13 protein-coding genes are annotated in these 13,132 nt (G+C 69.3%); 10 read left to right on the forward strand and 3 right to left on the reverse strand.

The window, feature by feature from the left end; all coding sequences use genetic code 11:
• Positions 1-75: 75 nt before the first annotated feature.
• From bamA to FL311_RS33575, 8 genes are all read left to right on the forward strand, one after another.
• Entirely contained in the window at positions 76-2,316 is a 2,241-nt protein-coding gene (gene bamA, locus FL311_RS33540) for an outer membrane protein assembly factor BamA (protein WP_141331709.1), read from the forward strand.
• A 103-nt stretch (positions 2,317-2,419) separates the two neighbouring features.
• Complete coding sequence (locus FL311_RS33545) at positions 2,420-2,977, forward strand: OmpH family outer membrane protein (protein WP_194869464.1); 558 nt, start codon at positions 2,420-2,422, stop codon at positions 2,975-2,977.
• A 13-nt stretch (positions 2,978-2,990) separates the two neighbouring features.
• Positions 2,991-4,055, forward strand: coding sequence for a UDP-3-O-(3-hydroxymyristoyl)glucosamine N-acyltransferase (lpxD, locus tag FL311_RS33550; protein ID WP_141331711.1), 1,065 nt, complete (start codon positions 2,991-2,993; stop codon positions 4,053-4,055).
• A complete protein-coding gene (gene fabZ, locus FL311_RS33555) occupies positions 4,055-4,522 on the forward strand; it encodes a 3-hydroxyacyl-ACP dehydratase FabZ (protein WP_046714814.1) in 468 nt (155 codons plus the stop codon). Before lpxD ends, fabZ begins: the two co-directional genes overlap by 1 nt.
• A gap of 29 nt (positions 4,523-4,551) precedes the next feature.
• Positions 4,552-5,328: an acyl-ACP--UDP-N-acetylglucosamine O-acyltransferase gene (gene lpxA, locus FL311_RS33560; protein WP_141331713.1), complete on the forward strand. Its 777-nt coding sequence runs from the start codon at positions 4,552-4,554 to the stop codon at positions 5,326-5,328.
• A 9-nt stretch (positions 5,329-5,337) separates the two neighbouring features.
• Complete coding sequence (locus FL311_RS33565; protein ID WP_141331715.1) at positions 5,338-6,159, forward strand: LpxI family protein; 822 nt, start codon at positions 5,338-5,340, stop codon at positions 6,157-6,159.
• A gap of 238 nt (positions 6,160-6,397) precedes the next feature.
• Positions 6,398-7,423, forward strand: coding sequence for an OmpA family protein (locus tag FL311_RS33570; RefSeq protein WP_141331717.1), 1,026 nt, complete (start codon positions 6,398-6,400; stop codon positions 7,421-7,423).
• A gap of 33 nt (positions 7,424-7,456) precedes the next feature.
• Positions 7,457-7,915: a hypothetical protein gene (locus FL311_RS33575; protein WP_141331719.1), complete on the forward strand. Its 459-nt coding sequence runs from the start codon at positions 7,457-7,459 to the stop codon at positions 7,913-7,915.
• Position 7,916: 1 nt separating this feature from the next.
• On the opposite strand, the gene FL311_RS33580 is transcribed toward FL311_RS33575, so the two are convergent.
• From FL311_RS33580 to lpxB, 3 genes are read right to left on the reverse strand one after another with little or no spacing between them, the layout of a single operon-like run.
• Complete coding sequence (locus tag FL311_RS33580) at positions 7,917-8,549, reverse strand: MarC family protein (protein WP_141331721.1); 633 nt, start codon at positions 8,547-8,549, stop codon at positions 7,917-7,919.
• A gap of 19 nt (positions 8,550-8,568) precedes the next feature.
• Positions 8,569-9,273, reverse strand: a complete 705-nt coding sequence (locus FL311_RS33585) for a polyprenol monophosphomannose synthase (protein ID WP_141331723.1) — start codon at positions 9,271-9,273, stop codon at positions 8,569-8,571.
• Positions 9,274-9,290: 17 nt separating this feature from the next.
• Entirely contained in the window at positions 9,291-10,442 is a 1,152-nt protein-coding gene (lpxB, locus tag FL311_RS33590) for a lipid-A-disaccharide synthase (protein WP_141331725.1), read from the reverse strand.
• 61 nt (positions 10,443-10,503) lie between these two features.
• On the opposite strand from lpxB, the gene FL311_RS33595 reads away from it, so the two are divergent.
• The gene (locus FL311_RS33595) at positions 10,504-12,387 is read left to right on the forward strand and encodes a DUF4388 domain-containing protein (protein ID WP_141331727.1); all 1,884 of its coding nucleotides are present in this window, start codon (positions 10,504-10,506) and stop codon (positions 12,385-12,387) included.
• A gap of 4 nt (positions 12,388-12,391) precedes the next feature.
• A partial coding sequence (locus tag FL311_RS33600; RefSeq protein ID WP_255510383.1) for an ABC transporter transmembrane domain-containing protein occupies positions 12,392-13,132 on the forward strand: 741 nt, incomplete at its 3' end.

The raw sequence follows: 13,132 nt of genomic DNA on the forward strand, positions 1-13,132 counted from the left end.
TCTACACTTCTAGCTTCGTCGGCAGCGTCAGATGTCTATAAGAGACAGCCCCCCGAGGACGGTGACCCCGACCGGGTGGTGGAGATTCGCGTCGAGGGCAACAAGCGCGTGGAGGCCGAGGCCATCCGCCGCGCCCTGCGCACCCGGGTGGGCCAGACGCTGGACGCGTCCAAGTCCGCCGAGGACCTCCGCGCCGTCTGGGCCCTGGGCTACTTCACCAACGTGGAGCTGCTCGCGCAGCGGCTGCCCCGGGGCGTGGCGTACGTGGTCCGTGTGGAGGAGCGGCCCATCGTCCGGGCGGTGAATCTCAAGGGCAACGAGGAGCTCAGCCGCGACGACCTCAAGGACGAGCTCGACGCCAAGCCCAACACCATCCTGGACATGGAAGCCGTGCGCAGCACGGTGAAGAAGATCCAGGCCAAGTACGTGGAGAAGGGCTACTTCCTCGCCGAGGTGACCCACCAGATCAAGCCCTCCGAGACGGGGGGCAGCGTGGACGTCATCATCATCATCAACGAGCACGCCAAGGTGATGGTGAAGCAGATCACCTTCATCGGCGCGGAGAAGGTCCCCGCCCAGGAGCTCAAGGAGACGATGATCACCCGCGAGGGTGGCTACTTCTCCTTCTTCACCGGCGAGGGCACCTACCGCGAGGAGGCCTTCCAGCGCGACCTGGCCGTCATCCAGATCGCCTACTTCGACCGGGGCTTCATCAACGTCAAGATCGACAAGCCCACCGTCCAGCTCTCCGCCGACAAGCGCTACATCTACATCACCCTGCGAATCGAAGAGGGTGAGCCCTACGACATCGGGAAGATCGACTTCTCCGGCGACCTGCTCGACGACGTGTCGAAGGAGCGCATGGCGCAGCTGATGAAGTCGACGCCGGGCCAGCGCTTCAACCGCTCGCAGCTGTCGCAGGACATCGTCGGCCTGTCGGACGTGTATTACGACCGGGGCTACGCGTACGCGAACATCAACCCCGTCACCAGCGTCAACGCCAACAACCGCACGGTGGACCTGACCTTCGACGTGCAGAAGGGCCCGCAGGTCACCATCGAGCGCATCAACGTCGTCGGCAACAGCAAGACGCGCGACAAGGTCATCCGCCGCGAGCTGCGCGTCTACGAGGGTGAGCTCTACAGCGGCACCGGCGTGCGCCGCAGCAAGGACCGCGTCACCGCGCTGGGCTTCTTCGAGACGGTGGAGATCACCCAGAGCGCCGGCAGCACCGACGACACCATCGTCCTCCAGGTGGAGGTGAAGGAGAAGGCCACCGGCACCTTCCAGGTGGGCCTGGGCTTCTCCAACGTGGAGAACTTCATCTTCACGGCGCAGATCGCCCAGAACAACTTCCTGGGCTGGGGCCAGAGCGTCTCCGCGTCCGCGCAGATCTCCGGCCTGCGCTCCCTGGTGCAGCTGTCGTTCTACGACCCGTACTTCCTGGACACGAACTACCTCTTGTCCGCGGAGTTCTTCCGCGTCCAGGCCGACTACGACGGCTTCATCCGCAACTCCACCGGCGGCACCGTCTCCATCGGCTACCAGTTCATCGACGACCTGCTGGGCACCATCGGCTACACGCGTGAATGGGTGAACGTGGAGGCGGGCTCCAACCTGGGCGCGGTGCTGCTGGCCAACCAGTTCCTGTCCGGCACCACCAGCGCGGCGCGCCTGTCGCTCTCGTTCGACCGCCGCGACAACCGCCTGTTCCCCTCGCGCGGCTTCATCCACTTCGGCTCGGTGGAGCTGGCCCCGGACTTCCTGGGCGGCACGTTCCTCTTCAACCGGTACACCGCGTACTCGCGCCTGTACTTCCCCATGCCGCTGGGCTTCGTCTTCAAGACGAACGCCACCATCGGCTACATCCAGCAGCTCGACTCGAACAAGCCGCTGCCCATCTCCGAGCTGTACTACGTGGGTGGCATCAACAGCGTCCGCGGCTACTACCTGCGCAGCATCAGCCCCTCGGTGAAGGTGCCCCGCTCCGGCAGTCCGGACGCCACCGTCACGGACTTCCTCGTCGGCGGCAACAAGCAGCTCGTCTTCAACTTCGAGCTGGAGTTCCCCATCTTCGAGAAGGCCGGCCTGCGGGGTGTGCTCTTCTATGACGCCGGCAACGCCTTCGCGTCGAGCGAGCGCTTCTTCCAGGACCGACAGAACGACCTGCCGCTCGGCCTCTTCCACTCGGCGGGCTTCGGGTTCCGGTGGTTCAGCCCCATCGGCCCGCTGCGCTTCGAGTGGGGCATCCCGCTCACCAGGCGGCCGGAAGACGACCGGATTCTGTTCGAGTTCACTATCGGCAACTTCTTCTGATAAGCCGTCGCCTGTCGTCCCGGCCCCGCCCTGGCGGGAAGGGTTGAACAAGCCCGGGCGTCTGACGTCGGACCCTGTACCCTTCCCTGAGGAGCTGTTGAACATGTCGCTTCGCACCACTGTCGCGGCCTTGGCCGCCGTCCTGTCGCTTGCCCTGCCGGTGGCCGCCTCGGCCGCCGAACTGAAGGTCGCCTACGTGGACCTCCAGCGCGTCCTGCTCGAGGTGGATGACGGCAAGGCCGCCAAGGCCCGCCTCCAGAAGTGGTTGGATGACAAGCAGAAGGAGATCGACAAGGAGCAGACCGCCCTGCGCGCCGAGAAGGAGACGCTCGACAAGCAGGCGAGCGCGATGTCGGCCGAGGTGCGCGCCCAGAAGGAGGGCGAGCTGCAGAAGAAGGTGATGGTGCTCGCCCAGAAGTGGGAGAAGAGCCGGGGCGAGGCGGCCAACAAGGAGCGCCAGGAGATGGAGCCCATCATCAACAAGATCGACCAGGTGGTGGCCTCCATCGCGCAGCGCGATGACCTGGGCATGGTCCTGGACAAGCGGGACTCGGGCATCGTCTTCGCGAAGGCCCAGTACGACATCTCCAACGAGGTCATCCGGGCCTACAACGGCTCCGGCAAGAAGACGACGGCAGCCAAGGACGCCCCGACGAAGTAGCCCCCGCGCTCCCGTGAAGACCTCTCCCGCACCCCGACGGCTCGGGGAGCTCGCCGCCCTCGTCGGTGGCGAGCTTCTCGGCGACCCTGAGCAGCTCATCCACGGACTCAACGGGCTCGAGGAAGCCAGCCCGGGAGACGTGTCCTTCTACGGAAACACGCGCTACCGCCGCCAGTTCGAGGCCTCCCGCGCCTCGGCCGTGCTGGTGGGCACCAGCGAGCCGGCCCGCGAGGGCGTGGCGCTGGTGCGCGTGTCCAATCCGCACCTGGCCTACGCGCGGCTCCTGCGCGTGTTCCACCCCGACGTGCGTCCCGCCCCCGGCATCCGTCCAGGCGCGTGGGTGCACCCGGAGGCGACCGTGCACCCGGAGGCCAGCGTGCTCGCCGGCGCGACGGTGGAGGCGGGCGCGAAGGTGGGCGCGCGCTCGGTGCTGTATCCCGGCGCCTACGTGGGCGAGCATGCCTCCGTCGGCGAGGACAGCGTGCTGCACCCCAACGTCACGGTGCGCGAGCGCTGTGTGGTGGGCTCGCGCGTCATCCTCCACGCCAGCAGCGTGGTGGGCGCGGACGGCTTCGGCTTCGCCTTCGACCCGGAAGGGGAGGAGGGGCCCCAGCACTTCAAGATTCCCCAGGTCGGCATCGTCCGCATCGAGGACGACGTCGAGGTGGGCGCGTGCACCTGCATCGATCGCGCGACGGTGGGCGAGACGGTGGTGGGGCGCGGCACCAAGCTCGACAACCTGGTGCAGATCGCCCACAACGTCCGGGTGGGGCCGCTGGCGCTCATCTGCGCGCAGGCGGGCGTGTCCGGCTCGGCCGAGGTGGGCACCGGCGTGGTGCTCGCGGGCCAGGTGGGCGTGGTGGGCCACATCCGCGTGGGCGACCTGGCCAAGGTCGGCGCCCAGTCCGGCGTGGCCCATGACGTCCCGGACGGACAGATCGTGAGCGGCAGCCCGGCCATCCCCCACCGTGAGTGGCTCCGGGCCAGCGCGGCCTCGGGGCAGGTGGCGGACCTGCTCAAGGAAATGCGCGCCCTGCGCAAAAGGGTGGAGCAGCTCGAGAAGGAGAAGGGCCCGTGATGGACATCGGCGAAATCCAGAACCTGCTGCCGCACCGGTACCCGTTCCTCCTCATCGACCGGGTGGTGGAGATCGTTCCCGGCCAGCGCATCACCGCCTACAAGAACGTCACCATCAACGAGCCCTTCTTCAACGGCCACTTCCCCGGCCATCCGGTGATGCCGGGCGTGCTCATCCTGGAGGCGCTCGCCCAGGCCTCGGCCATCCTCGCGTACAAGAGCGAGAACATGGACCCGAGCCAGAAGGTGACCTACCTGATGGGCGTTGACGGAGCGCGCTTCCGCAAGCCGGTGGTCCCCGGAGACAGGCTGCAGCTGGGCATCGAAGTGCTGCGCCACAAGGGCGCCGTGTGGAAGACGAAGGGCACGGCGACGGTGGATGGCGTGAAGGTCGCCGAAGGCGAGTTCCTGGCCACGGTGGTGGACAAGGACAAGGGCGCGACGGCGGAAGAGGGCGCGGCGTCCTGACCGCGGGCCCGCGAGGTAGAGGAGACGACATGGCTCAGGTTCATCCCACCGCGGTGGTTCACCCCGATGCGCGTCTGCACGAGTCGGTCCACGTCGGACCCTACTCGGTCATCGGACCGCAGGTGACGATTGGCGAGGGCTCCCACGTGGGCCCTCACGTCGTCATCGAGGGCCGCACGACGCTCGGTGCGCGCAACCGCATCTTCCAGTTCGCCTCGGTGGGGGCGGACCCGCAGGACCTCAAGTACGCGGGGGAGGACACCGAGCTCACGCTCGGCGACGACAACCAGATTCGCGAGTTCGTCACCCTGCACAAGGGCACGGCGGGCGGCGGCGGCGCCACGCGCGTCGGCAACGGCAACCTCTTCATGGCCAACAGCCATGTCGCCCACGACTGCGTCGTCGGCAACGGGTGCCGCATCGGCAACGGGTCCGCGCTCGCGGGCCACGTGACGATGGAGGACCACGTCATCATCAGCGGCCTGGCGGCGGTGCATCAGTTCACCCGCCTGGGCCGCTTCGCCTTCATCTCCGGCGGGGCCATGGTCACCATGGACATCCCTCCGTACGCCACGGCGCAGGGAGACCGTGCGGAGCTGGTGGGGCTCAACACCGTGGGCCTGGAGCGCGGCGGCTTCACCAAGGACCAGATTGAGCGCATCAAGGAGGCCCACCGCATCCTGTTCCGCTCCAAGCTGGGGCTGCAGGAGGCGCTGGGGCGGCTGCGCACGGAGCTGGGCGGCCACCCGGAAGTGGACCACCTGGTGTCCTTCATCTCCCAGAGCAAGCGCGGCCTGACGCGCTAGGCTGTGGACATGGAGCACGCACCTCCGGACGGTCGCATCGGCCTCATCGCGGGCAACGGTCAGCTTCCCCTCTTGTTCGCCCGCGCCGCGCGGGCCCGGGGGCTGGAGGTGGTGGCCGTGGCCCACAAGGGCGAGACGGACCCGGCCCTGGCCTCGGAGGTCGGCTCGCTCACCTGGGTGCGGGTGGGGCAGGTCAACCGCATCCAGAAGGCCTTCGTCGCCGCGGGCGTGAAGCAGGCGGCCATGGCGGGCGGCATCGGCCGGGTGAAGGCCCTGTCCGAGGCCCGGCCGGACCTGGGCGCGGTGCGCATCATCTCCCGGCTGCGCAGCTTCCGGGATGATGCGCTGCTGCGCGCGGTGGCCGCGGACTTCGAGTCGCGCGGCATCACCATCATCGCCCCCACGGACTTCCTCGGGGAGGTGCTGTGCCCCGAGGGGCACCTGGCCGGCCCCGAGCTCAGCCCCACGCAGCAGCAGGACGTGGCGCTGGGGCGCGAGGTGGCGGCGTTGCTGGGGCAGGCGGACGTGGGCCAGACGGTGGTGGTGCACCAGGGCCATGTGCTGGCGCTCGAGGCGGTGGAGGGCACGGACGAGGCCATCCGTCGGGGCGGCAAGCTGGGAGGCGCGGGCGCGGTGGTCGTCAAGCGCTGCAAGCCGCAGCAGGACCTGCGCTTCGACCTGCCCGCCGCGGGGCCCCGCACGCTGGAGGTCATGAAGGAAGTGGGCGCCCGGGTGCTGGCGCTGGAGGCCGGGCGCACGGTGCTGCTGGACGCGCCGGAGCTCTTCGCCAACGCGCGCGCGGCGGGAATCACGCTCGTCGGCGTGCGGTAGCGGCCCCCTTCTCGCGCCCGGGCAGGAGAGGGCCTGGTGGCCGTCCCCCCGGCTGCCCTGCGGGGTGTGGCGCGCGGGAATGAATGTCGGCGCGCTGCTCGCGTCTGGCTCGCGAGGCGTTTCCACGCTCGCGAAGCATTTCCACGCGGGGGACACCGTCCTACCCTGGCGCGGAGGAATCCACCCACCCGGGTCGCTGTTGCACGGCGACCCGCGACGCCGGAGTCGACGCCGCGCCATGAATGCCCGCCTGGTTCTATTGCTCAGTCTTGTCGCCTCGACACCCCTGCCCGCGTTCGCCGACGCCATCCGCGTGTCCCTGGAGGGCCGGGCCGCGGTGGGCGAGAAGCTCCCGGCATTGCTCGTGCACATCGAGGAGCCCATCGCAGGCTTCGAGGTGAAGCTCAAGCGCGACGACGGGAAGGTGGTCGACGTGAAGGGCGGCGGGAAGCCAGGGATGACTCGGCGAATCGAGCTGGAGCAGCCCGAAGGCCGCTTCCACTACGAGGGCGAGCTGGTGGTGCGCTTCGCCAACGCCGAGTCGGGCAGCCTGCCGTTGTCCTTCGACACGGAGCTCAACGGGCCGCTGCGCCTGGACGTGCGCCCGGAGGACGTGGACGTGCCGGGGCGCACGCTGCGCTTCCAGCTCTCGCGCCCCGCGGGCCGCGTGGAGCTCACCGTGCTGATGGACACGGGGAACAAGGCCTTCGAGGGCGAGGTGGCCTTCAAGGGGGAGAAGGCGGGCACGCCGCTGACGTTGAGCTGGCCGGCCGCCGAGGGGAAGGTGATGAAGATTTCCCTCCGAGCCTTCGACACATCGGACTTCTACACGGGTGTGGACCTCTTCCCCTGGCGCGTGGACATTCCGCATGAAGAGGTGGGCTTCGCCTCGGGGCGCGCGGACATTCCCGCCGGCGAGCGAGGCAAGCTGGACAGGAGCCATGCGTTGATTGCGCAGGCGCTGGCGAAATACGGCCGCTTCGCCGCGGTTCGTCTGTACGTGCTGGGCCACACGGACACCGTGGGCGCCACGGCGGACAACCGCGAGCTGTCGCTCAAGCGCGCGCGCAGCATCGCCGCCGCCTTCCGTCAGCGAGGGCTCAAGGTCCCCATCTTCTACGAGGGTTTTGGCGAGGAGTCCCCCGCGGTGCGGACTCCGGACGAGACGGCGGAGGCTGCCAACCGCCGGGCGGAATACATCATCGCGGTGGAGGACCCGGTGCTCGCCGGCGCTCCCTTCTCGCCGCGGTGGAGGAAGCTGTAGCGGACGGACGCAGTGACGAGGAGGTAGCAGCGGATGGACCGATTCCAACGGTGGACCTGGGGCGTGGTGGGGATGGCGCTCCTGGTGGGGGTGGGCTGCGCGCATCAGGCGCCGCTCGCCGTGCGGCGGGAGGTGGAGGCGGACAAGTGCAGCCTGGTTCAATCCGTGTTGAAGGAACCGACCCCGTCACGGGTGGTGGAGGAGATCGCCGCCCAGGGCCGCCACGAACCGACGCCGGTGCGCGTGTACGTGCGCCGCCCGGAGCAGTCCATGCTGGAGCGCTTCTTCGAGGGCGATGAGCCCCGCTGTGGCGACTCCACCTTCAAGGTGGTGCAGGACAGCGTGCTGGACGCCGTCGTCGTCTACCTCCAGGAGATTCGCGAGGGCTACGCGTACGACGCGCGCCGCGCCGGCCCGGACGAGCTCACCCTGGAGGGCAAGCCCCAGGGCACGCTGCGCCGCGCGGGCCCCACCTGGGTCGTCGGCAACTAGGTTACTTCAGCAATTCCTTGGCGCCGTCCGCGATGAACTGCACGGCGATGGCGGCCAGGATGAGCCCCATGACACGCTCGACGATGGCGACGCCGGACTGGCGCAGCACCCGCTGCACGAGCCCGGAGGCGCGCAGGATGAAGTAGCTGAAGACGAACGTCAGGAGGATGGCCGCCAGCACCGGAAGGGTGGAGGCCATCGAGTTGGAGTTGCCGCGGGCCATCAGCACCATGGCGGTGGCGATGGCTCCGGGCCCCGACAACAGCGGGATTGCGAGGGGGACGATGGCCACGTCCTCCTTCACCACGCCTTCCTGTTCCTCGGTGGGGGTGGTGCGCGTCTCGGACGGACGCGCGCGCAGCATGTCCAGCGCGGTGATGAGCAGGAGGATGCCGCCCGCCACGCGGAAGGCCCCCAGCGACACGCCGAACACCTTGAAGATGATGGTGCCGAACAGGGCGAAGAAGGTCATCAGCCCGCACGCCACCAGACACGCGCGCATCGCCGTGCGGCGTATCTTCTCCTTCGTGTCCCCGGCCGTCATGGCCAGGAACAGCGGCACCACGCCGATGGGGTCCACCACGAAGAAGACCGCCGGCAGGGCGACGAGGAATTGCGTCAGGTAGTCCTTCATCACCGCACGACCTTTGCGACTACACCGTGAGGCGCAGCTTCCACACCATGGTGAGCGCCTCGGCGAAAATCTTCTTGCTCATCTTCGAGTGCCCCACGCGGCGGTCCTCGAAGATGATGGGGACCTCGCGCACGGTGAAGCCGTTCTTCAGCGTGCGGTAGGTGAGCTCGATTTGAAACGCGTACCCGGTGCTGTGTACGGCATCCAGGTCGAGGGTCTCCAGCACCCGGCGGTGGAAGCACTTGAAGCCGCCAGTCAAATCCTGCACGCCCACGCCCAGGATGGTGCGGGCATAGAGGCTGCCGCCGCGGCTGATGAGCTGGCGGCCCACGCCCCAGTTCACCGTGCCGCCGCCCGTGACGTAGCGGCTGCCGAGCACCAGGTCGGCGCCCGCCTCGGCCGCGTCCATCAACCCGGGCAGGTAGCGCGGGTCATGGCTGAAGTCCGCGTCCATCTCCAGGATGTACGTGTAGCCCTCCGCCAGGGCCCAGCGGAAGGCGGCGAGGTAGGCGCGACCCAGGCCCTCCTTCTTCTCGCGGTGGAGCACCCGCACGCGGGGCTCCTTGGCGGCGAGCTGGTCGGCGATGTGCCCCGTTCCGTCCGGCGAGTTGTCGTCGACGATGAGGATGTCGACGCGCGGGTCGGCCTTGAGCACCGCCAGGGTGATGGCCTCGATGTTTTCCCGCTCGTTGTAGGTGGGGATGCAGACCAGCGCTGGGTTCATGGCCGGGCCGACATACCCTAAATGGCGCACGGGGGCAGTAGCTCCATGACGGTCTCCGCCGCCCGGGTGGCGGCCCCTGCCTCGCCCAGCCGCCCCCGGACCTCGCCCAGCCCCTGGAGCATCTCGTCCCGGGCGGCCCCCGGCAGCCACACCTTGCGGACCTCGTCGGCGATTCGCTCGGGGGTCATCTCCCCCTGGAGCAGCTCCGGCACCACCCGCCGCCCGGCCAGCAGGTTGACCAGGGACACGAAGGCCACCTTCAGCATCAGCCGGCCCACCCAGTACGAGATGAGGGACACCCGGTAGATGACGACGAGGGGGCGCTGCATCAGCCCCGCCTCCAGCACGGCGGTCCCGGAAGCGACCACCGCCGCGTCGCTGGCGCCGACCACCTCCGGGGCATGCCCGTCCACCAGCACCGGCGTCAGGCCGCTGCCCTCGAAGCGAGACAGCACCTCCTCGCGGGGGATGGTGGGGGCCACGGGGACCACGACCTGGAGTCCGGGCCGCTCTGCGGACAGGCGGCGGGCCGCGTCCACCATGGACGGCAGGAGCCGGCGGATCTCACTCATCCGGCTGCCCGGCAGGAGCGCGAGCGTGGGGGCCTCCCTGGCCAGGCCCAGGCGCTCCCGGAACGCGGTGGGGCTGTCGGGGGCGGGGACCTGCTCGACGACGGGGCTGCCCACGTAGCGGGCGGCGACGCCGGCGTCCCGGTAGAAGTCCTCCTCGAACGGGAGGATGCACAGCATCCGGTCCACCAGGCGTTTGATGGTGCGCACCCGGCCGCGGCGCCACGCCCAGATCATCGGCGAGATGTAATAGGCGACGGGGATGCCCTGGGCCTTGAGCTTCTCGGCCAGGCGCAGGTTGAAGTCCGGGATGTCGACGAGGATGGCGACGTCGGGGCGCCGCTCGGCGGCCGCGTTCGCCAGGCCCTTCATGATTTGGAGGATGCGAGGGATGCGGGGGAGCACCTCGGTGATGCCCATGACGGACACCTCGCGGGCGTCGAAGAGCAGCTCGACTCCCCGGGCGGCCAGGCGCGAGCCGCCCATGCCGAAGAAGGTGAGGTCCGGGCGGCGGGCCTGGAGGGCGGCGACGAGCTCTGCGGCATGGGCGTCGCCGGAGGCCTCGCCTGCCACGACGAGGATTCGGGGCGGGGGCGTCATGTGAGGGGGGCGCATCGTACCCTGATGCAAGCCGGGGTGAAGGTGTAGACTGCGCCAACCCTTGAAGACGCTTCTGCTCGCCGAGAGCCATCCCCCCACGCTCGAGCACCTGACGGGCCTGCTCTCGCAGGCCGGGTACTCCGTGCGCGCGGTGAATGACCCCATCGCGGCGCTGGAGCACTTCGCGGCGGACAACCCGGATGTGATGGTGTTGTCGGTGGACCTGCCGCGCGTGGAGGGCTCGCACGTGGTGCAGCTCATCCGGGGGCACAGCCAGGGTGGGCGCGTGCCCATCGTCGCCATCGACAAGGGGCACCTGGGGCGGGCGCGGGGCGTGGGCTCGGTGTTGGACCTGAAGGTGAACGCGTACGTCGCGGACCCGCTCAAGCCCGGCGAGCTGGTGCCCCGACTGGAGTCGCTGGTGCGCGCGGCGCAGGCGGTGCCGCTGTCGGGCCTGGCGTCCACGCTGTCGCGTCCGGCGGTGAACAGTGGCGAGCTGAAGGGCTATCCGCTGCCCGGCCTGCTGCACTCCATCCACCGGCTGCGGCGGGACGGTGTACTGGTGGTGGCGCACCGGGGGCTGAGTCGGCGGGTGTACTTCCTGCGCGGCGGGCCGGTGAGCTTCGACTCGACGGTGAAGGAGGACTCGCTGCCGCGCTACCTCGTGGAGCGCAAGCTCGCCACGCCCGCGCAGGCGGAGCAGGTGGTGGAGGCGCTGGGCTCGGGGTTGCGCATCGGCTCGGCGCTGGCGGACGCGGGTGTGGAGCTGGTGGGCGAGGAGCTGTCGCAGTTGTTGCGGGACTACACGCGCGACAAGCTGGCGCGGGTGCTGGGCATGCGCGAGGGCCGGTACGCCTTCTACTCCGGCGACGAGTTCACCGCGGAGGTGGCGTCGGTGGACCTGCCGCCGCTGGCGCAGATTCTGGAGGGCGCGCGGCGCTGCTTCCCGCTGAAGGTGATGGCCGCGTCGCTGAAGGCGAACCTGGGCGAGTACCCGGTGCGCTCGCCCGAGTTCGGCCGGGATTTGCAGGCGATGGCGCTGGACACGGACGACATCAAGATCGCCATGCAGGTCAATGGCCGCATCGTGCTCAAGGAGCTGCTCGCGCATGGCCGCGGGGAGCTGAGCGCGGCGTACTCGCTGCTGTGGTTCCTGAAGCTGACGGGCGGGGTGACCTTCTCCGCGACGCCGGTGGCGACGGGGGCGGACGTGCTGTCGGCGGCGGTGGTGCCGGACCGGATTGGCCCGCGCAAGCGCAAGTCGTTGCCCGGGGAGACGGCGGCGTCGCTGCGCGAGGAGGCGGTGCGCATCATCACCCGCAGCTACTTCGGCAGCCTGGGGTTGGACATCGCGGCGGACGCGGAGGCGGTGGAGCGCGCCTACCACGAGACGGCGATGCGCTTTCACCCGGACACGTATGCCGAGTACGACATCTCGGACCTGAAGGACCTGCTGGACTCGGTGCAGGAGAAGCTGTCGGCGTCCTACCGGGTGTTGAGCGTGGAGGAGAAGCGCAAGGCGTACCTCCAGTACCTGTTCAGCAAGCTGGACGTGGGGCGCAACACGGCGGTGGTGGTGGACGCCGAGATTGCGTTGCGCCGGGGCGAGTCCGCGCTGAAGCGGCGGGACTTCCTGTCGGCGATGCACGCGTTCGAGGAGGCGGTGACGCTCAACCCTCGCGAGCCGGAGTACTACTCCTTCCTCGCCTGGGCGACGTACCAGGGGGCGGGCGGTCCGTTGGTTCAGCGTGCGCAGAAGGCGCAGAAGGTGTTGAAGAAGGCGTTGTCCCTGGGGCCGTACGTGGAGCGGCTGCACATCATCGCGGCCATCATCGACACGGATTTGGGGGACGCGCCGCTGGCGCGGAAGAAGCTGCTGAAGGTGCTGGAGTACAACCCGTACTCGCAGCTGGCCAAGGCGGCGTTGCGCAAGGTGGGACGGTAGGCAGATGGGGCGGACACTCTGGCGATTGTTGCGCTACGCGCGCCCGCATGCGGCGGTGCTCGTGGTGGCGTTCGTGTGCATGGCGTTCGTGGGCATCGCCACGGGCGCGTATGCGTACCTGACGGGCCCCGCGCTGCGCTTCCTGTTGTCGGGCGGCGAGGAGGGCTTCGGCGGGGCGAACCGGGTGCCGTGGCTGTCGGACCTGCCGCGTGACGCGGCGCTGTGGGGCTTCCCGCTGATGATGGTGGTGGTGGGCGCGGTGAAGGGCGTGGGGTACCTGGGTCAGTTCTACTTCATGGGGCTCTTCGCGCAGCGGGTGGTGAAGGACCTGCGGCGGGAGCTCTTCGTGAAGCTCACGTCGTTGTCGCCCGCGCAGCTCGCGCGTGAGCGGCAGGGAGACTTGCTCAGTCGCTTCTCGTCGGACGTCGCGGCGGTGGAGGCGGCGGCGATGTACACGGTGGGCTCGTACCTGCGGGACAGCCTGCAGGTCATCATCCTGGCGGGCGTGGCGTTGTCGATGAGCCCGCTGCTGGGTGGGCTGATGCTGGTGGTGATTCCGCTCGCGGCGCTGCCGGCGTCGAAGCTGACGCGCAAGGTGCTCAAGGGCACGCGCGAGGGGCAGACGCAGCTGGGGCATCTGGCGGGGCAGCTCCACGAGGGGCTCGGCGGACTGCGGACGATTCAGGCGTTCAACGGGCAGGAGGCGGAGCTGGCGCGGTTCGCCTCGCACGCGAAGGCGCACGAG

The organism is Myxococcus sp. AB025B, from assembly GCF_006518215.1.
Lineage (GTDB): Bacteria > Myxococcota > Myxococcia > Myxococcales > Myxococcaceae > Myxococcus > Myxococcus fulvus.

Bases quoted from the DNA above. Each gene is read 5' to 3' on its own strand.
- lpxB (WP_141331725.1), bottom strand. From the start codon at position 10,442: ATGACGCCCCCGCCCCGAATCCTCGTCGTGGCAGGCGAGGCCTCCGGC.
- FL311_RS33565 (WP_141331715.1), top strand. From the start codon at position 5,338: ATGGAGCACGCACCTCCGGACGGTCGCATCGGCCTCATCGCGGGCAAC.
- lpxA (WP_141331713.1), top strand. From the start codon at position 4,552: ATGGCTCAGGTTCATCCCACCGCGGTGGTTCACCCCGATGCGCGTCTG.
- FL311_RS33575 (WP_141331719.1), top strand. From the start codon at position 7,457: ATGGACCGATTCCAACGGTGGACCTGGGGCGTGGTGGGGATGGCGCTC.
- FL311_RS33580 (WP_141331721.1), bottom strand. From the start codon at position 8,549: ATGAAGGACTACCTGACGCAATTCCTCGTCGCCCTGCCGGCGGTCTTC.
- FL311_RS33545 (WP_194869464.1), top strand. From the start codon at position 2,420: ATGTCGCTTCGCACCACTGTCGCGGCCTTGGCCGCCGTCCTGTCGCTT.
- FL311_RS33570 (WP_141331717.1), top strand. From the start codon at position 6,398: ATGAATGCCCGCCTGGTTCTATTGCTCAGTCTTGTCGCCTCGACACCC.
- FL311_RS33585 (WP_141331723.1), bottom strand. From the start codon at position 9,273: ATGAACCCAGCGCTGGTCTGCATCCCCACCTACAACGAGCGGGAAAAC.
- fabZ (WP_046714814.1), top strand. From the start codon at position 4,055: ATGGACATCGGCGAAATCCAGAACCTGCTGCCGCACCGGTACCCGTTC.